The 19423-nt window shown below is 68.3% G+C and carries 15 protein-coding genes and 1 riboswitch; of the genes, 2 read left to right on the forward strand and 13 right to left on the reverse strand.

The annotated features are described in order from the left end of the window. From AC1DU6_RS05015 to AC1DU6_RS05075, 13 genes are all read right to left on the reverse strand, one after another. Positions 1-1234 (reverse strand): S8/S53 family peptidase (locus AC1DU6_RS05015; protein ID WP_477856224.1); only part of this gene is annotated, 1234 nt, incomplete at its 3' end. 49 nt (positions 1235-1283) lie between these two features. After that, positions 1284-1370, reverse strand: a riboswitch (cyclic di-GMP riboswitch). Positions 1371-1533: 163 nt separating this feature from the next. Further along, entirely contained in the window at positions 1534-3621 is a 2088-nt protein-coding gene (locus tag AC1DU6_RS05020; RefSeq protein ID WP_457321129.1) for an ATP-binding protein, read from the reverse strand. Beyond that, the gene (locus AC1DU6_RS05025; protein ID WP_056194510.1) at positions 3618-4184 is read right to left on the reverse strand and encodes a response regulator; all 567 of its coding nucleotides are present in this window, start codon (positions 4182-4184) and stop codon (positions 3618-3620) included. The genes AC1DU6_RS05020 and AC1DU6_RS05025 overlap by 4 nt, the downstream gene beginning before the upstream one ends. Then, positions 4181-5497, reverse strand: a complete 1317-nt coding sequence (gene nosR / locus AC1DU6_RS05030; protein ID WP_056194507.1) for a response regulator c-di-GMP phosphodiesterase, NosR family — start codon at positions 5495-5497, stop codon at positions 4181-4183. The genes AC1DU6_RS05025 and nosR overlap by 4 nt, the downstream gene beginning before the upstream one ends. A 155-nt stretch (positions 5498-5652) precedes the next feature. Beyond that, complete coding sequence (locus AC1DU6_RS05035) at positions 5653-7857, reverse strand: molybdopterin-dependent oxidoreductase (protein ID WP_477856225.1); 2205 nt, start codon at positions 7855-7857, stop codon at positions 5653-5655. Between the two features lie 138 nt (positions 7858-7995). After that, positions 7996-10089, reverse strand: a complete 2094-nt coding sequence (locus AC1DU6_RS05040) for a GGDEF domain-containing protein (protein WP_477856226.1) — start codon at positions 10087-10089, stop codon at positions 7996-7998. Between the two features lie 188 nt (positions 10090-10277). Beyond that, on the reverse strand, positions 10278-11339 hold the full coding sequence (locus AC1DU6_RS05045; protein ID WP_477856227.1) for a cupin-like domain-containing protein: 1062 nt from the start codon (positions 11337-11339) through the stop codon (positions 10278-10280). 142 nt (positions 11340-11481) lie between these two features. After that, the gene (locus AC1DU6_RS05050; protein WP_457442767.1) at positions 11482-12558 is read right to left on the reverse strand and encodes an esterase/lipase family protein; all 1077 of its coding nucleotides are present in this window, start codon (positions 12556-12558) and stop codon (positions 11482-11484) included. A gap of 716 nt (positions 12559-13274) precedes the next feature. Beyond that, positions 13275-14045, reverse strand: coding sequence for a LytR/AlgR family response regulator transcription factor (locus tag AC1DU6_RS05055; RefSeq protein ID WP_056202566.1), 771 nt, complete (start codon positions 14043-14045; stop codon positions 13275-13277). Next, positions 14042-15094, reverse strand: a complete 1053-nt coding sequence (locus tag AC1DU6_RS05060) for a sensor histidine kinase (protein WP_457325244.1) — start codon at positions 15092-15094, stop codon at positions 14042-14044. Before AC1DU6_RS05060 ends, AC1DU6_RS05055 begins: the two co-directional genes overlap by 4 nt. Further along, entirely contained in the window at positions 15091-16188 is a 1098-nt protein-coding gene (locus tag AC1DU6_RS05065) for a sensor histidine kinase (RefSeq protein WP_457442770.1), read from the reverse strand. Before AC1DU6_RS05065 ends, AC1DU6_RS05060 begins: the two co-directional genes overlap by 4 nt. Positions 16189-16243: 55 nt before the next feature. Continuing rightward, positions 16244-16642 (reverse strand): PilZ domain-containing protein, encoded by a 399-nt coding sequence (locus AC1DU6_RS05070; protein WP_327082894.1) that lies wholly within the window; start codon positions 16640-16642, stop codon positions 16244-16246. A gap of 33 nt (positions 16643-16675) precedes the next feature. Continuing rightward, on the reverse strand, positions 16676-17113 hold the full coding sequence (locus AC1DU6_RS05075; protein WP_056202576.1) for a hypothetical protein: 438 nt from the start codon (positions 17111-17113) through the stop codon (positions 16676-16678). Between the two features lie 101 nt (positions 17114-17214). Here AC1DU6_RS05075 and AC1DU6_RS05080 point away from each other — a divergent pair, with 101 nt between their 5' ends. Together AC1DU6_RS05080 and AC1DU6_RS05085 are read left to right on the forward strand one after the other, a co-directional pair. Further along, positions 17215-17784 carry a DUF1134 domain-containing protein gene (locus AC1DU6_RS05080; protein ID WP_235532072.1) on the forward strand — a complete coding sequence of 190 codons (570 nt, stop codon included), beginning with the start codon at positions 17215-17217 and terminating at the stop codon, positions 17782-17784. A 67-nt stretch (positions 17785-17851) separates the two neighbouring features. Beyond that, positions 17852-19423 (forward strand): ribonucleotide reductase N-terminal alpha domain-containing protein (locus tag AC1DU6_RS05085; protein WP_477856228.1); only part of this gene is annotated, 1572 nt, incomplete at its 3' end.

Below are 19423 nucleotides of genomic sequence, written 5' to 3' on the forward strand. Positions count from 1 at the left end.
GGCTGGTGCCGCCGGCGCTGACCCAGCGCGTCGTCGTCGTGCCCTGTGCAATCAGCGCCACGTACTGGCCGGAGTTGGGGTCGGCGTTGAAGGCGACGTCGGCGACGGCGCGCTTGGCGTAGCCGCCGATGGTGCCGCTCTGGTAGCTGGGCAGGGCCACATAGGCGCTGGTGCCGCCGCCGGTGCCGGTCCAGGTGGTTTCGCTGCGCGCACCGCTGCTGTAGCTCAGCGTGGTGCCGCCGACGGCCACGACGCGGGTCGATACCGAAGGCCAGGACACGGCCGCGCCGTTGTCACCGGTGGCGGCCAGGTAACTCATGCCGGCGGTGGCGAAGGCGCTGTCATAGCTCGACGTCCAGCTGCCCTCGGCGGCGCCGAAGCTCATGGACACGACGCCGGCGCCCATCTTGTTGGCCAGGGCCACGGCCTTGGACAGGCTGCCGACGCCGGCATCCGGCGCTTCGATGAGGACGAGGCGCGCCAGCGGTGCCGTCGCGTGGGCCCATTGCACGTCCAGCGCAATCTCGGTGGCCCAGCCGCTGTCATAGGCGGGCGCCGTGGCGGTCAGGGCGCCGGCGGTCGTGCTGTAGGCAATGACCAGCTCGCAGCTGGACGCGGAGGCTTTGGCCAGCGGCAGGCTGGCGTTGGCAGCCAGGATGCGCGAGCTGCAGGTCGGCAGCGCGAACTTGGTGTTGAAGGCGGCCAGTTCGGCGGCGATGTTGGGGTCGTGCTTGGCGTTGACGATGTAGATGGTCTGGCCGGCGCCGAGCTGGGCGGCCTGGGCGGCGGTCAGGCCGGCGGTGCTGGCGGGCAGGGCCGGCTGCGCGTAGGCGGCGCGGATCTGTGCCGGCGTATAGGTCGTCACCGCAGTGGACGTCGCCATCGGGGCGGCTTCGCCTGCACCCGCCGCGAAGGCGCGAGGCCGCATGGCGTCGTCCAGGCGGTCGCGTGTCAGGCCTTGGGTGGCGACACCGGCCAGGGCGTTGCTGCGGTGGGGTGCGGCACCGTTGTCGGGTTCTTCGAGATCGACGGCGGCGGTGTGGAAGCTGGGCTGAGCCTCGACACTGGCGGCGGCGCCATCGGCAAGATCAACGGTCAGGTTGATGACCGAGGCCGCCTCGCTGACCTGGACGGTCGGGCTGTCGCTGCTGCCACCGCCACAAGCGGTGAGGGCCGCGGCGGTCAGCAGGCTGAGGGTCCAGGAAGTCCAGGAGACAGGGCGGGTACTGCGCATGGCCGGGTTCTCGTACGAAGGAGGGCCACGCCGATCAAGACCTGCCGGTCTTGGCGGCCCCGCTGCCGTGGCGCTTGCGCGCTGTAGGCCGGTGGCTTTGCGTCCCCGCCTTTCGACGGGTTTGCCCTCTGGGTTGTGAAACAGGTTCAGTCTAGGCGCCGGGGTGCCGAGATACGGGGCCCGACAAAGGCGCTGCGTGACTTCTGACTCGGCGGGCAGCGCGAGCTTTCGATGCCGCCAGTCTGCGTTTCGTGAGTTACTGCCCTGTGGTTGCTTTGTGTCACGCAGGACACAAAAGCTCAGGCGGGCTGCGGCGGGTGCAGTGGGATCCAGACCGTGAAGCGCGTGCCGACGCCGGGTTGGGAATCCACTTCGATGCGACCGCCGTGCTTTTGCACGATGGAAAAAGACAGGGACAGGCCCAGGCCCGTCCCTTGGCCGACGGGTTTGGTCGTGAAGAAGGGCTCGAAGATGCGCCGCTTGACCTCCTCGCTCATGCCGCTGCCCGTGTCTGCGATCTCGATGCGAACCCAGCCATCCTCGGCGCGCGTGGTCAGTGTGATCGTGCCCCGCTCCTTGATGGCATGGGCCGCATTGACGATCAGATTCATGAAGACCTGGTTGAGCTGCGCGGCGATGCAGTGCACCGGGGGCAGCACGGCATAGTCCTTGCGAACCTCGGCCTTGTACTTGACCTCGTTCATGACGACGTTGAGCGTCGAGTCCAGCCCGGCATTGAGGTCGGCGTCCTGCCAATCGGCATGGTCGACGCGCGAGAAGTCCTTGAGGTCCTGCACGATCTTCTTGACCCGCGACAGCCCCTCCTCGCTCTCGTCGAGCAACTGGGGCAGGTCCTCCTGCACGAAGCTCAGGTCGACGGCGGCATCCACCCGGTCCAGCTCTTCTCGCACATCGCCCGGCAGCGCGTCGGCCGGCGTCTTCCTCAGCAGCGCGAGCAACGCGAAGACAGGTTGGACATAGCCGCGCAGCGAGCCGAGGTTGGAGCTGACAAAGCCGATCGGGTTGTTGATCTCGTGGGCCACACCGGCGGCGAGCTGGCCGATGGAGGCCATCTTCTCGGCCTGCAGCAGCTGGTTCTGCGCTTCCTCGAGCCGGTTGTTGGTCTGCTTGATGCGCTCGTAGTTGAGCTCCAGCTCACGCTGCACGCGGCGCACCTCCGTGCGGTCCTGCAGCAGCCACCAGGTGCCCGCTGTCGGCTCCTCGGGGTTGGACACGTAGGCAATGATCTGCACCCACAGCGTGTTGCCGGCCAGCGTGCAGACCTCCATCTCGTGCAGCAGCGAGCCGCCCCGCGACAGCACCGGGATGGCGATCTGGCTCAGCGCTTCGAAGTCTTCATCGCTCTTGAACAGGCGGCGCGTCGGCAGTCCATGGGGCGGGACGTCACCGAGTTCGAACATCTCGATGAACTTCTTGTTGCCGCGCTGGATCAACTGGTTGGACGTCGCGATGATGCCTACCGACGCGTTCTCAAGAAAGGCTTCGAGTTCATGGTGGGTGCTCAGCAACTCGGCCGTGCGGTCCGCGATCATGTTCTCGAGTTCGTTGCGATGGCGGCGGAGTTCGTCCTCGGCCTGGCGCCGTCGCGTGATGTCCTGGAGTGTCTCGATGGCGCCGACGACTTCGCCGTGGGCATCGACCAGCGGGGCGGCCGTGAAGTAGAGCCAGCGCCCTTCCCGGCCGAAATTGGGGAAGTAGCCCTCGACCTCGTAGGCGTTGGCGATGTGCGGCGAGGGTTGGCAGTGCCGGCCGTACAGGCGCTGGCGCTCCTGCTCGACATTGCCGTCCAGGATCAGGTCGACCAGCAGCGGCCTGGCTTCGGGGTAGAAGGCGCGCCAGGTGTCGTCGCGGCCCAGCATCTCGGAGGCGTCGCGGCCGGTGAGCTGGGCACACGAGGCGTTCCAGTGCGTGACGCGGTGAGACTTGTCGATCACGAGCGTGGCCACCGGGTTGTTCTCGAGGATCTGGTAGAGCACGCGGCCGATGTCCAGCAGGCTGGTCTGCACGTGGCGGATGTCGCTGAGGTCCTGCCCGGTCAGCACCGCACAGGGTTGGCCGTCGAGCATGACGCGATGCGCCTTGACTTCCAGCACGCGCAGCGAGCCGCTGCCCGTCAGCGCCTCGATCTCGATCGCGGGCAGCTCGCCTTCCTCGGCCAGCGCCCGCTGGCCATAGCGCTGCAACTCATCGGCGAACTCGGGCGCTGCCCAGCCGTGCGGCGGCATCTGCTGCAGCGCCTCCAGCCCATAGCCCAGCAAGCGTTCCATCGCCGCGTTGGCGAACAGGATGCGGTCCGATCCATGCACCAGGACCGACGCACTGACGGCCTGCAGCGCGAGGCTGAAGTCGACCGTCAGTACGGTCACCACTTCACCTCTTCATCCGGGTCCTCCAGGATGAACGAGCCGTCGCTGCCCCATTTCACATGGGTGATGCCCGGTTCGAGCCGCTCCAGGCGGCGCAGCTCCGCCTCTTGGGCGGTGAGCACGCCCATCTGCTGGCGCACCTGGTCAGCCAGGCGCTGGTTCTCCATCGTCAGCTCGCGGATGCGCAACACCTGGCGCACGGCGCTGAGCAGGTCGAAGTCGGCCCAGGGCTTGGAGATGAAACGGGCGATCTCGGCCTCGTTGATGGCCGCCACCAGCGCGTTCAGGTCGGCATAGCCGGACAGGATGATGCGCCCGCAGTCGGGCTGCACCTGACGCAGTTCGCGCAGGAATTCCACGCCGGTCATGCCCGGCATGCGCTGATCGGAGATGGCCAGCGCGAAAGCGCACTCGCGCGCCCGCGCCAGAGCCACGGCGCCGTCGGTGAAGCTTTCGACGTCATAGCGCGCGCCGCCGGTGTCCTTCAGCCCGTTGCGCAGCAGGCGCTGCAGCGCGCTGAGGATGTGAGGCTCGTCGTCGACGAGCAGGATGCGTTCGCTCACGTCGCACCTCCTTCAGGCAGCTTCACGAAGACATGCAGCTTTGCGCCTTCACGGCCGGCGAATTCGCGCAGCTGTCTGACGACCCGGTTGTCGAAGACGAAACCCGCGGCCAGCAGCAGCGTGCCCTGCGGCGACAGCAGGTCGCGGGACAGCACCATGCCCGGCATCACTTCGTGAGGCTGCAGCTCCCGGTCACGCGGCTTCTCGGAGGGCTCGTCCTTGAGCGCCAGCTCGAAGGCCTCGACAACAGCCTTCTCGTAACGCGTGCCGGCACCGCCGAGGATCAGCGAATGCGCCTCGGCCGCCGAATGGCGTTTCAGCGACAGCCGGCCGGACTGTGCGGCGTAGTAGTCGCAAGCCACGCTCACCACCTGCGCGCCGAGCGGCACCTCGTCGCCGCTCAGCGCATCGGGGTAGCCCTTGCCGTCGATGCGTTCGTGGTGCGACCGCACCAGGCGCGCCACGCGTTGCAGCCGCCCGAGCGGCAGCAGCGCCGCCTCGCCATTGAGCGGGTAGCGGCGGTACAGGGCGAGCTCATCGCTGGACATGGCCGAGAGCGGCTTGCGCAGCATCGTGTCCGGAAGGCCGATCTTGCCGACCTCATGCAGCAGGCCGGTGATGTAGATGTCTTCCTCTGCCGCTGCACCCAGGTTGAGCCGCCGCGCCGTGCGGCGAGCCAGGTCGGCCACCTCGCGTGAATAGCCCGCCATGCCACCACCACGCAGCTCGATCAGACCTGAGAACACGTTGATCGACAGCAGGAAGTTCTCCTGCAACTGCGCGAACGAGGTCTCCAGCATGGCGTTGACCTGTTCCAGCTCGCTGGTCCGCGCCTTGACCCGCGCCGCCAGGTCGGTGTTCAAGGCCTGCAGTTCGTCGTTCTGCCTTTGAGTCAGCAGCTGCAGCGCGCGGTTTTCCTTCTCCAGCCGGCGGCGCTCCAGGCCGTCCTGCACGCACATCACCAGCTCGCGGTCGTCCCAAGGCTTGGCGATATAGCGGTGGATCTGCCCGCGGTTGATGGCTGCGACGGTCGAGCCGATATCGGCATAACCCGTCAACAGGATGCGCCCGACGGTCGGCCAGCGCTGGTGGACCTGTTCGAGCAGCGCCGCGCCGTCCATCTCCGGCATGCGCATGTCGGACACGACGAGATCGACCGGTTCGGTCTCCAGCATGGCCAGCCCGGCCTTGGCGCTCTCGGCCAGCAACACCCGGTAACCCTGGGGCCGGAACAGCCGTCGCAGCGCGCTGAGGATCGACACCTCGTCATCGACGAACAGCACGACCGGAGGGTCGGCAACTTTTGCATCCATCAAATCGCTCCCGCTGGCGGATGCGTCGCGCCATCGCCGTCCGTGGCGAGCGCGCCAGGGACGACCGCCGCTTTACTGGGAGTTTAGGCAGGTCGGCCCGGCGATGCTTGACAAGTTGTTCGCAAAATGTGGCGGGTCGTCGCGGTCTCGGCAGGTCAGGCGGGTGCAATCTCCACGGCGATGCCGCTCAGCACCGCATTGCCGCTCAAAGGGTCCCGTGCCGCGTCGTCCAGCAGCTCGTTCATGTTGACGCCCGGCCGCTCGCGCGCCACGCCGAGCTGCACGCCGTCCAGGTCATGCCCCCAGCCATGCGGCAGGCTGACCACGCCGGGGCTCATGTCGGCGCTGCGCTCGACGCGCGCGATCAGCTCACCGACCGCGCTTTTGATCCGGGCAAACTCGGCCAGGCCCAGGCGATCCGCGTCACCCGGGTTGACCAGCAGCGTGCAGCGGTCCGGCCCCTTGGCCAGCACCGGCAGGTTGTGCATCCAGCTGTTGCCCGAGCGCGTGTCGCGCCGGCCGATGAGGCTGAACTCGGGGGCGGGCTCGGTCCGGACTGAGGTCAGGTCGGCCAGCACCGAGGGCGGTGCGAGTTCGATCCTGCCGCTGGGCGTGCGCAGGATCTCGGGGATGCGGGCGGTGAGCGCACCGAGGTCGATGCCACCGCCTTCGACTGTGCTGGCAGCCTTGACCTTGGCGAGATTGATGCCGTCGGGCTTGCGGGCGAACTGGTCGCCATAGGGGCCGACGCGCAACTGCAGGTCGATCAGGCGCTCGGGGCCGCGCCAGGGCTGCAGTGCGGCCAGCACGGCGGGCGTCTGGTCGCCGGCGAAGCGGCGCACGTCGGCCTCGATGGCCTCGTCGTCGAGCTGGGCCACGTCGACATCCACGCCGCGGCCTTCAAGCAGGGCGCACAGGCGCAGGATGGTCTGCCACTCCTGCGGCGTGCCAGGCGCCGCGTCGAACACCGGGCCGGAGAAGCGCGCATGGTTGCGGTGGCTGAGCTGTGGGAAGGCGACGTCGAAGTGCAGGTCCTCCAGCGGCGACAGGCCGGGCAGGATGACGTCGGCATGGCGGCTGGTCTCGTTGACGTAGATGTCCAGGCTGAGCATGAAGTCCAGCTTCTCCAGCGCTTTGGCGATGCGCGGGCCGCCGGGGGCCGACAGCACCGGATTGCTCGCGATGCTGATCAGCGCCTTGATCTGGCCCTCGCCGGCGATCTCCATTTCCTCGGCCATCACGGTGATGGGCAGTTCGCCGAACACTTCCGGCGCACCAGATACGCGGCTCTTGCGCCGGCCCGTCKTGATGCCTTTGCCATTGCCCGGCTTGCCTTGGGTATTGGACGCGAAGGCGGCGGCCTTGGCGAACATCGCACCGCCTTCGCGGTCGAGGTTGCCGGTCAGCGCGTTGATGAGGTCGACCAGCCAGGAGTTGACCGTGCCGAAGCGCGTCGTGCAGGTGCCGATGCGGCCATAGACGGCGGCGCGCGGCGCGCTGGCGATCTCGCGGGCGATGCGGCGCTGGACCTCGGCCGGGATGCCGCAGCCGGCGGCTGTCACCTCGGGCGCGAAGGGCAGCAGGGCGGCGCGTACTTCGTCCAGACCGTTGATGTGATCGGCCAGCCGACCGAGCTTCAACAGGCCCTCGTCGAACAGCGTGTGGGCGATGCCGGCCAGCAGCAGCGCATCGCCGCCGGGCCGGATGGCCAGATGCTCGTCGGCCGCCGTGGCCGTCTCGCTGCGGCGCGGGTCGACGACGACGATGCGGCCGCCGCGCGCGCGCATGGCCTTGGCCTTGCCGCGGTAGTCGGGCACCGTCCACAGGCTGCCGTTGCTGATCATCGGGTTGCCACCGAGGATGAGCAGGTAGTCGCAGCGCTCGATGTCGGGCAGAGGAATGGACAGCCAGTGGCCGAACATCAGGCCGGCGCTGAGCTGCTTGGGCATCTGGTCCAGCGTCGAGGCGCTGAAGGCATTGCGCGTGCCCAGGGCCCGCACCAGGCGCGGCGTGTAGGCCAGCAGGCTGACCTTGTGCGCGGCCGGGTTGCCGATGGTCAAGGCCACCGAATCCGGGCCGTGCTCACGCCAGATCGGCAGCAGGCGTTTTTCGATCTCGGCAAAGGCCTCGTCCCAGCTCGCCGGCACGAACTTGCCATCTCGCTTGATCAGCGGCGTGCGCAGGCGGTCGGGGTCCTCGTGCAGGTCCTTCAGGCTCACGCCCTTGGGGCAGAGATAGCCGTGGCTGAAGACGTCGTTGTCGGCGCCGCGGATGCTGATGACCTTGGCACCTTCGGTTTTCACTTCCAGGCCGCAGCAGGCCTCGCACAGCGGGCAGATGCGGTAATGGCTTTCGGGCATGGCATGTCTCCAGGGCTGTCATCGGCTTTGGGGCCGATTCTGCGGCGCGAAGACTAGCCCTGGCGTCAACCCGGCGACATGACCCGACAGGTCATTGACCGGGCGGCGCCAGGTTCTCGAGTTGCTCGAACCCGCGCTTCATGACGCCGGCCAGACGATCTCGCGCCCGTCACTGCACCGCAGCGTGTAGACGCCGGCATCGACCCCGGCCCGCAGTTCCCGGATGTCCGGGTGCCCGCATGATCGCGGGGTGTCTATGGCGGTGACGCCGACCCAGACGTCACGGCCGCTGGCCTTGGCGACGTACAGGCATTGGTCGGCCAGCGCCACGGTGTCGTTCCAGTCTGCCGGCGCGGCGCCCTGGGCATCCGGTTGCAGGGGGTGGCAGGCGTAGCCGATGGAGCAGGTCTTGCGCAGCACCTGGCCGTCGTCCAGCACGAAGTTGTGGGCGGCGATGCTGGCGCGCAGCCGCTCGGCCAGCACGTGGATCTCGCCAGCGTTGGCCTGGCGGGCGAAGACGAGGAACTCCTCGCCACCCCAGCGCACGAGGGTGTCGGACTCGCGCAGCTGTCGTTGCAGCACGGCGGCGCATTGCCTGAGCACCGCGTCGCCGGCCGCGTGCCCGTGCACGTCGTTGACGGCCTTGAAGTGGTCGATGTCGATCATCATGAAGACGATGTCGGTGTTGGCCGGCCCGACGCCAGCGCCAGCGTTGGCACGCAGGCGCCGTGCTCGCGCCATGTCCTCCTGCACGTTGCTGACCAGGTGGCGGCGGTTGCGCAGGCCGGTCAGGGGGTCCGAGAACGCCATGTCGCGCATCGCCTGGTAGGCCCGCTTGACGTGATGGCGGCTGACGGCCGCGACGATGGCCGCCACCAGCCCGGCCACGGCGGCCAGCGCCAGCAGCCAGTGGAAGCGTTGCTGATACTGCTGCTCATGCTCCAGCGCTTGGATCTGACGCTGGCGCTTGTCGGCCTCATAGGCGGCCTGCGCCTGGGCGATGCGCTTGTGGTCGGCGGCCTTGCGCACCTCGTCGCTCAGGCGCTTGAACTGCATCGCCGCCTCGTAGGCTTGCGGGTAGTCGTGGGCGAAGGCCAGCTCCTCGGCCAGCAGGCCCTGGACGTCAGCCGCGTTGGCGGCCATGCCGGGTGTCGCGGTGAAGACGGCGATGGCCTTGCGTATCCAATCGAGGCCGCCGGGCCGCCCCAGCCGGTTCAGGGCAATGCCCTTGTTGACCCAGCAGATCCAAAGTGACTCCTTGTCGCCGCTGCGCTCCACGAGGGGCATGGCCTCCTCGGCATAGCTCAGCGCGGCGCGGTAGTCCTTCTTCTGCAGGGCGACGTCGGCCAGGTTGGTCGCTGCGACGGCGAGGTTGTAGTTCCTCAATTCGTCCCGCGCGGTGGCCCGGGCCTTGAGCAGCGCTTCATGCTGTTCGTCGGGGCGCCCGAGCAGGCCGAGAAAATAACCCTTGCGCAGGTAGTAGCTGGACAGAGCGGAGCGATCCCCTGCGGCCTCAGAGACGTCGATGGCCCGTTGCACCGTGCGCAACGCTTCGTCGACGCGACCGGAACGCGAATGCACGAGGGCCATGTAAGTCAGCGCCTGCGCGAACTCGTAGACGGCGTCGGGGCGCTCATCGAGGATGCGCAAGGCCTGCGTCAACAGCTCCGTGGCCTCGGGCAGCCGGCCGACGCCAAACGTGGCGATGCCGGCAAGCCGCCAGATGTCCGCCGCGATCAGTCGCGCGTCGGCATTCGCTGCGTCCCTCGCCAGCGCTGGCAGCTGGGGGGCGATGCTCTGGTAGCGCTTGAGCACGTCGTCGTGGCGGTGCGCATCCACCAGCGCCATCATCTCCAACCGGTCGAAATGCAGCCGTTCCTGCTCGTCGCGAGCTTCCCGCCGGCCGATGCCGGCCTGGGCGACGGCCTCCTCCGTCCGGTCCAGGCGGTCCAGGTCGCGCACCAGGCGCGTACGCAGCCAGCGGCGATCCTCGGGCGCCAACCCGGCTGCTGCGAGCGCCTGTTGGGCCAGTTCGATCGAAGCGGCAGGCCGCCGGCGGTCGTCCGAGGCGATCCTGGCCTTCAGCTCGGCGATGTCCAGGGCGGGCGCCCGGGCGCCGGGAGCGGAGGCCGCACTTGTCGCCGCAGCCGCCTGAGCCTGGCCGGCGACCGGCGTGCCGAAGGCTGCGCATCCGGCCAACAGGGCGGCCGCCAGCCGCGCAGCGGGTCGCATGGCAGTCCTTCCGATGCGAGACCGGTCCGTTCGAATATTTCTTTGCGCCATAGTCGGCGAATGCGCGCCCTCGATGCCGGGGCAGCTCCGCTGGCCAAGTCTATGGTGGTCTCCGCTGCCGCGCACCGCTGCCGTTGCCTTTGGAAAAACGGATGCGTGCAGCTTTCCTCGCTCGGGGTGCTCCTGAGCTACCAGTTGCCGATGCTCGGGTTCACATAGCTGAACTCGTTGGGCACGCCGGTATCGAAGTTGGTGTACGAGAAGGACATGCTCATCTCCAGCGATGACACCTGGTGCCACCAGCCCAGCGGCAGGAAGAGGGTGTCGCCGGGCTCCAGCACCGTCTCCAGCACGACGGCCTCGCGCAGCCGCGGGTAGCGGGCGTAGTCGGGGGCATCCAGGTCGATGGGGCTGTAGACGCCCATGCGGTTGTAGAGCGCCGGCGTCTGCAGCGGCGACACGAAGCGCCAGCGTTTGCGGCCGACCACCTGGGTGTGGAAGAGCATCAGCGTGTCGTGATGCAGTGGCGTGCGCGTGCCCGCCGGGCCGAACCAGAAGGAGGCGGCCGTGTGCAGCAGCGCCGGATCGCAGATGGGCGGCATGCGGCCGATGTCCTGCAGCAGCGGCATGAACTCGGGCCGGCGCAGCATCTCGTCGTTGGCCGTCAGGTAATGGTCGTTGGTGGCGCCGCCGCTGACGACGAGATCGACGAACTGCGACACCTTCATGCGCTGGCGCAGCTTCTCCTTGTTCTGCTCGAACAGGGTGTCGGTGTTGCGGCCCACCTGCACGTCGACCTCCAGATGGCCGAAGCGCTGGCTCAGGTCGGCCGGCGACCAGCGGCGCATGGYCGGCCAGTCCTCGGCGATGTCCGTCAGCACGACGGGCCGGCAGCCGTAGACATAGCGTGCCAGGAACTCCTCGCGGCCCACGCCGCGGCGCTTCTCGACGACGGCGTAGTTGGGGTCCTGCTGCCAGACTTTCTGCAGATTGCCGCAGACCGACTCCAGCTTGCGCAGCATCTGCTGGTGGCGGCGAGCGGCCTGGAAGACCGGGTCCTGGTCGATCTGGCCGATGGCGGCGGCGGCGGTCTCGGTGTCCTGGCCGGCCGTGACCATGGTGTCCAGCATGGAGGCGGGCGCGCAGTCCCAGAGCCGGTTGTCGGCCAGCCATTGCAGCCAGTCGGGCGTCAGGTCGAGCAGGGCTGCCGGCCGGGGCCGGGGCGGAGGCTTGATCGGAGAAAGCGTCATGGCGGCAAGGGTGGAAGCGGGCCAGCGAGCGGCATTGTGGGCCTGCTGCAACTGGTATTGCCGGGCGGAAGTTAGGGGCCCGCCCTGCCTTCACGACGGGGACCACCTCTGGCGGCCGGCTGGTACGCGGCAGCTGTCGCGATCATGGCTTCAACCAGCGCTGCAGTTGATCCAGCACGGCGGCGTCAGTCTGCAGGCCCAGATGGCCCAGACCGGTGAAGAGGGCGGTGTCGGTGAAGGCGAGGCGGCGCGCCGGTGAGCGGTGCTGGCCCAGCGCACTGGCCACAGGCACCAGGCCGTCGCCGAGCCAGCGAGCGGGTGAGCCGCTGGCGGACTTGGACGTGGTGGCTGCCACGGCGTAGCAGGCCACGCCCTCGGGCAGCGGCAAGGCACTGGCCTTGCCGGCATCCGCTTCAAGCAGGCTGGCATGGCGCAGGTCACGGATGCCGGCACTGCGCCGCGCGGCCAGCAGGGACAGTGGGCGCGAGTAGGCGCTGATGTTGAGCAGTTGCTGCACCTGCTGGCCGCCGCGTTCCAGCGGCGCGCCCTGGTGCGGCGTGCCGAGCGTGACGAAGGCTTGTAGCCGCTTGGGCCAGCGCCGCCGCCCGGCCTGGGCAATGGCGCTGCGTGCCACCAGGCCGCCCATGCTGTGGCCGAGCAGCGTCAGCGGGCCGGGCACGTCGTCCATCAGCTTGGCMAGTTCGGCGCCGTTGCGCCAGATCGGTCGGCCGCTGTTGTAGCGCAGGCCCAGCGGCTGGTAGCCGAGTGCCGCGAGCGCAGCGGGGAAGTCGGCTCCGTCACGCCGCCACTGCGCCTCATTCATGCACAGGCCGTGCAGCATGATGAGGGCCGGTCCGGTCGCACCGTCCACCAGCGGGCGCAGGTTCATCGTCGTGGCCAGCGGGTTGAGGGTGTCTTCGAGGTAGTCGCCCAGTACGCCGTTCAATGCGGCCTGCGCGGCGTTCGCGTGGTCGGCTTTGGCCTGGCCGAGCAACGGTGTCAGTGCGCCCAGCGCCAGGTCCAGGCCGCCGCCTACCAATTGGGTCACGCCGCGTACGCTGCGGTAGACCAGGCCGGTGATGCCGGTGGTGCGGTCGCGTTGCTTGGTCAGCGGCAGCCGGGCGATCTCGGCGTGCATGGCCTCGACGAGGTTGGTGACGCCGGTGGTGGCATCGACGGCGAGGCGGCTGGCGCCGCGGAGCTGCTGGGGGCTGGGCATGGGGGCATCATGCCGGTGTTGTGTTTGTATGCTTTGGCCTGTTTGTGCGTTTGCACGGTGCATTGCCGGGAGTCCGTCCCGGCGGCCGGGTAACTTTCTTCTGCGGSGCCAGAAGAAAGTCACCAAAGAAGAGGCSCTGAACCGCAYACGAGCACCACACCGCCARGATCGGCGCGCGAAAACTCTCACTTCCATTTCGGGCAGACGCGACCCGCTGCGCTCTCGCTGCTGTCCCTATGACGAGCATCAAGGATCGCCCCTTCACGCCGGTTAACGYCGGCTGCACGCCGRRCTCRYCAGGGAATACCGCGTCGCTGGRGCGACGCCACAGCGGTTACGTGGGGGCGTTGGAGTTCACTGCGTCACCCGACCTACGCAGGACKGATGAGTTGTCCCCGCCGTCGCGTCGCCCGAGCGACGCTGTMTTYGGKTTTCTGRTGAGCCCGGCGTGCAGCCGCGCGTTAAGCGGCCCGCCGGTGCGATGCATGGTACTGGTGATAGGGACAGCAGCGAGAGCGCAGCGGCTCGCATCTGCCCACTCACCGACCGGCTGTTGCACGGCGCAGCTCGTGCATGTGGTGCTGGTGTGCGGTTCAGGGCCTCTTCTTTGGTGACTTTCTTCTGGCCCCGCAGAAGAAAGTTACCCGGCCGCCGGGACGGACTCCCGGCAATGCATCGAGCAGACGCGCTCTCCGCAAAAGCAACCCAACCCACCCTCACATCTGCCGAAACAGATGCGCACAGCTCTCCGCCACCAACAGCATCTCCGCTCCATGCTTCAACTTGATCTGCATCCTTCCCCGAAAGTCCCGGCTGACCGTGGCAATCGAGTTCACATTGACCAGCGTCGAGCGGTGGATCTGCCAGAACTGCTGCGGGTCGAGCTCGTCGATGAGCTCCTTCAGCGGCTTGCGGATCAAGGCCTCGCCGTCCTTCAGCCCCAGCCGCGTGTACTTGTTGTCGCTCTGGAAGAACATGACCTCGTCGACCGTGATGAGGCGCAGCGTCTGGCCCACCGAGGCGTTGATCCAGCGAAGCGGCGCGCGCGCGGCAGACGGTGTGGCGGCGGGGCGAGCGACAAGCTCGTCGAGCACGCCACCGAGCTGGGCCGGTGCCTGGCCCAGCCGCGCCTTCAACCGCGAGATGGCCGTGAACAGGCGCGCGCCGGCCAGCGGCTTGAGCAGGTAGTCCACCGCGCCCTGGTCGAAGGCGGCGATGGCGTACTGGTCATAGGCCGTCACGAAGACGACATGGGCACGGCCATTGACCTGGCGGGCCACGTCGATGCCGGTGGCGCCGGGCATCTCGATGTCGAGGAAGAGGATGTCGGGCTGGTGACGGTCCAGCAGGCGCAGTGCTTCCAGCCCATCGGCCGCTTCGCCGACGATGCTGAGTTCGGGCCAGAGCTTGCCGAGCTGCTCGACGAGTTCGCCACGCAGCGCGGCTTCGTCCTCAGCAACGACGGCGGTGGGGGCAAACAGGCTCATGCAGAAAGTTCTAAGGTGAATTCGGTGCGGCCATTGCCACTCGTGCAGACAAGTTTCGCGCCAAGCACCGCCAGGCGCTCGCGCAGCGACGCGAGGTCGGCGTCATCGCTGCACAGGCCCTCCTGGTCGAAGCCCAGCGTGATGCTGCCATTGACGCTGAGCCAGCAGCGGCTTGGGTGACCCAGCCGCACCGCACGCTGGACCAGGGGCAGCAGCAGCATCGGTGGCAGCTGGGTCGCGCCGCGCGGGCCGAGTTCGCAGTCGAAGGCGGGCGGGTCGCCGTTGAGATCGCGCAGAAGGTCAAGGTAGCTGGCGATCAACTCGGCCTCGCTGCCCAGCGTGGCGCCGGCATCGCGAAGCCGCGGCAGGGCCACGCGCAGATGGCGGATCAACCGCTCCAGCCGCGCGCTGGCGGTCGGGTCCTCGCGGCCATAGGCCTGCTCGACGGAGACGAGGGCGTCGAACAGCAAGGCCGGGTCGACCTGGGCCTGCAGGGCGGCCAGGCGCGAGGCCAGCGCGTGGCGGCGCAGCTGGCTGTGCTCACGCAGCAGGTCCTGCGCGGCCTGGTCCTGGCGCCGGCGCAGCGTGCGGAACTCCAGCACGCCGACGATCATCAGTGCYGGCATGAAGACCCACAGCGTGTCGCCGATGACGGCGTTGACGCGGAACATCGTGCACTTCATCTTGCCGTGGGTCTGGGCATAGATGTCGCACAGCGACGGCCAGGGCAGGGCGGCTGCCAGCGGGTAGATGACGGCCATGGCCAGCACGGAGCCCAGCAAGGTGGCTGCCACGAGGCGCTGGCGGCGCGCCGGGTGGATGGGGCTGCTGCGCGCGGCCGGCAGCCAGCACAGCAGCAGCACGGCGCAGCTGACCAGGGGCAGGCTGAGCTGGCGGGCCAGCACCTGGGGCAGTTGGTCGCCGACACGCAGTTCCAGCAGCGAGGTCAGGTCGATGGCGCCGAACAGCAGGGCCGCGCTGACGAAGACCAGGGCCTCGTTCAGGCTCAGGGAGCGCCAGGACTGCAGCACATGACGCAATGCATTCATACCAGAGCTTCTGCCGGCAGATGAACGCGGGCCACGACGCCGCGCGGCTGGACGGCTTCCAGAGCCAGCGTGGCCATGTCGCCAAAACGCGCGGCAAGCCGTGCGCGCGTGTTGGCCAGGCCGACGCCGGCGCCGCCGCTGGCCGTGCCGAAGCCCTGGCCGTTGTCGGCCACCTCGACGGTCAGGCCGCCATCGGCCGCGTGTGCAGCGCGGATCTCGATGCGCCCGCCTTCGGGCAGCGGCGACAGGCCGTGCTTGATGGCGTTCTCCACCAGCGTCGGCAGCACCAGCGTCGGCAGGCGGGCCGTCAGCAATTCGGCTGGTGCGCTGATGTCAAAGGACAGGCGCTCGCCCATGCGCATCTGCAGGATGGCGAGGTAATGGCGCACCAGCTCCAGCTCTTCGGCCAGCGTGGACTCATGCCGGCGCATGCCGGGCAGGGCAGCGCGCAGGTAGGCGATCAGGGCCACCAGCATGTTGCGGCCGCGCTCGGGCTGGGTCTCGTACAGGCGCTTGACGTTGGCCAACGTGTTGAACAGGAAGTGGGGCTCGATCTGGGCATTCAGCGCCGACAGCTGGGCCTCGGTCTGCTGCGTCTTGAGCGCCTCGCGCTCGCGGAACAGCCGGGTCAGCTCGTCGCGGCCCTGGCGCTGGGCGCGGCTGACGAGCAGCAGCGCATAGGCGATACCGCCGAGCAGGGCCCACAGCAAGACGGTGGACATCACCCAGGCGGGCTTGACCTTGTTGCCGGGGTCGCCCATCGACGAGACTGCATAGCGCAGCCAGGTGCCGAGGGCAGCGCCGAAACCGACGGCGCCGGCCTGCACCGTCAGCGCGGCAGGCAGCTTCCAGTGCCGGCCGGCCAGCAGTGCTTCGGCCAGGGCCACCATCAGCAGCAGGGAGATGCCGGTCAGCAGGCATTGGCGGCTGAAACGGATCAGGTCGAAGAGGGCGTCGTCCAGGCCACCGTCTCCTTCGCCGAACCAGGTCAGCGCGCGCGAAATGGCGTAGAACAGGCAGAAGTAGTAGACGCCCGCCAGCATGCGCAGATTGCAGACGCGGCGAAAGGCTTGCAGCGGRCTGAGGTCCTCCATTCGGGCGATTCTCGGTGGGCCATCGCCGCCCGGTGTGGGATGCGACGAACTGCCCTCAGGGGCTGCCGGCCGCGGCAATCAGCGCCTTGAGTTCCCGCTCCGATGCCGATGGATCGCCGAGGTTCACTTCGATGAGGCGGCGCAGATGGGTGATGGACTCGATGTCGATGCTGCGGCACAGCACGCCGGCATGGCTGCCCTCGACATGGGCCAGCTCGCCCGCCATCGAGATGACGATGTCTCCCGGGGCGCCGGCGCCGAGGGGGAGCTTGACGAGGCAGGGCATGCCGACCTGCGGCGGGTGACCGGCCGGCAGTTGCAGCAGCACGCCCTTGAGGGAAATATCCAGCACCTGGCAGCGCAGGTGTTCCTGGGTCGTGATCAGCTCGGCGCCCGAGGCGAAGGCGACGCGGGTGAATTGGCGGCGTTCGGTGCTGATGATGGTCTCCCTGATCGGGCGAGCCCGGGCGAATGGGTTCGGCCGATCCTAGATGAAAGGTTCCAGCGCGGCACTGCTGCTGAAGACGGTGCTGTGCTCCACCGCCTGCTGCAGCCGCTCCGGGGCCAGCGAGGCCAGGCCCATGGCTTCCAGCATGAACCAGGCGGCGCGCAGCAGGGCGACGATTTCGTCGCGCGTGCCGTCGATTTCGACCGGGGAGTCATCCCAGCCGCGCTCCTGCTGGGCCTGGCGTGGCGCAACCACGGCGGGCCGGTGCGCCCGCGCGATGCGGGCCAGCAGCTCGCGGGTGTCGACCGTTGCGCTGGGGGCATCAATGAGCCTGACCAGATCACCGAGCTGCTGCTCGGCCGCGGCGGCCAGCAGCCGGGCGGCCTGGTCGGCCCCGCCCGCCAGATAGAGGCCGGCGGCGAGGTCGGCGTATTCGAGGGCGGCGGACAGCCGCTGGAGGTCGGGGTTGGACGACATGATCGTCGAGTCTAGGTTGTGTGAAGGGGCAACGGGCGGCCAAACTTCACGCTGTTTTGTTTATGCTGGCCCCTCCAATGAGGGCCTCAAGGAGAGCTGCCGTGATCGATCGTCGCCAGCATCTGCAACACCTCGCCGCCCTGGCATCTGCTGCGGCTGTGCCTGCTTTTGCCGCGGATGACAAGGACGGCACCTATGACGAGGAGTCCGTCCTCAAGGCTGCCACCGATTTCTTCGGCCAGACGACGGAAGGCCTTGCCAAGGTCATCGAGAAAGCCTTCAAGGAGCAGGGGCGGCCCAATGCCTACATCAAGGGCGAGGAAGCCGCCGCCGCCATCACCGTGGGCCTGCGCTATGGCGACGGCGAGTTGCTGATGAAGGGCGGCGGCGCGTCCAGGGTCTACTGGGCCGGACCGTCCATCGGCTTCGATCTGGGCGCCAATGCGTCCAAGGTCTTCACGCTGGTCTACAAGCTGCCCAAGGCCAGCGCGATCTACCAGCGCTTTCCCGGTGTGGACGGCAGCCTTTACTACATCGGCGGCGCCGGCATCAATTACCAGCGCCTGAATGGCATCACGCTGGCGCCCATCCGCCTGGGCGTGGGCCTGCGYGCCGGGGCCAGCGTCGGCTACATCCACTACCGCCGCGAGAAGAGCATCAACCCGTTCTGAGCGGCCATTCCGCGTCCGCGCCGGCAGGCGTAGACTGTATTTTTGTACAGCATTTTCCGGGGCCAACGTGAGCACCACCAACGACCTGTCCGTGCAGGACATTTCCAGCGAAGTTCTGATCGAGAAATACGCCAAGGGCGGCGAGCAGACGCCCGACGAACTGCGTGAGCGCGTCGCCCGCGCCCTCGCCCAAGCCGAGAAGCCGGCCGACCGCGCCCACTGGACGGCGGCCTTCCTCGACGCGCAAAAGCGTGGCTTCGTGCCGGCCGGCCGCATCATGTCCGCCGCCGGCACCGAGCTGTCGGCCACGCTGATCAACTGCTTCGTGCAGCCGGTGGGCGACTCCATCGCCACGCCCGAGGACGGCGTGCCTGGCATCTACACCGCGCTGACCGAAGCCGCCGAGACCATGCGCCGTGGCGGCGGCGTCGGCTACGACTTCAGCCGCATCCGCCCCATGGGCGCCTGGGTGGGCTCCACGCGCAGCCATGCCTCAGGCCCCATCAGCTATATGCGCGTGTTTGATCGATCCTGCGAGACGGTGGAGAGCGCCGGCAGCCGCCGCGGCGCGCAGATGGGCGTGCTGCGCTGCGACCACCCCGACATCGAGGCCTTCATCCACGCCAAGGACCAGGGCGACCTGCGCAACTTCAACATCTCTATCGGCGTGACCGACGCCTTCATGGAGGCCGTGCAGGCCGACGGCACGGTGGAGCTGGCGCACAAGGCCCAGCCCAGCGCCGAGCAGATCGAGGCCGGCGCCTACCAGCGCGGCGACGGGCAATGGGTCTACCGCAAGGTGCGCGCCCGCGAGCTGTGGGACCAGGTCATGCGCTCCACCTACGACCACGCCGAGCCGGGCGTGCTCTTCCTGGACCGCATCAACGCTGACAACAACCTGCATTACTGCGAGACGATTGCGGCGACCAACCCGTGCGTGACGGGCGATACGCGGCTGGCGACCCAGCACGGCCTTGTGCCCATCGCCTGGCTGCAAGCCAATGGCGCGGCGTTGGATTGCACGGTGGACCGGCGCGCCCTTGGCGCCGAAGAACGCGGCAMCGTGGTTCGCCCCGCCGTACCCGCCTTCCTGAGCGCCGGCCAGGCCGAGGTCTTCAAGGTCACGACGGCCGAAGGCTATGAGATCAAGGCAACGGCCTGGCACGAGTTCTACACAGCACGCGGCAAGCTCAAGCTGTCCGAGTTGAAACCGGGCGACGAGCTGTGGGTGCAGTCCGGCAAGGGCCAGTTCGGTGCCCAGGGTAGCGAGGCACTTGGCACCTTGCTCGGCTTGATCACCGGCGACGGCCATTTCACCAACCGCGGCAAGGGCGAGCAGGCCGCAGTCGTCAACCTGTGGAACGAAGAGCGCCAGCTTGCCGACGGCATCGCCGGCTTCGTCAACACCTTGATTGCTGGCATCGCTCAGGCACCGCGTGAGTACCACGTCAAGCCGGTCGCCATTGCCGAACGCAATCTGGTGATGATTCGCTCCATCATGCTGGCCCGCGTGCTGGACGGCTATGGCTTCAACGCGAAGACCAAGCTGGCCGTGCCCGAGGTCGTCTGGCAGGGCAGCGAGGACTGCATGCGCGGTTATCTGCGCGCGCTGTTCCAGACCGACGGCACGGTCAATGTG

Source organism: Roseateles sp. P5_B10 (assembly GCF_056400485.1).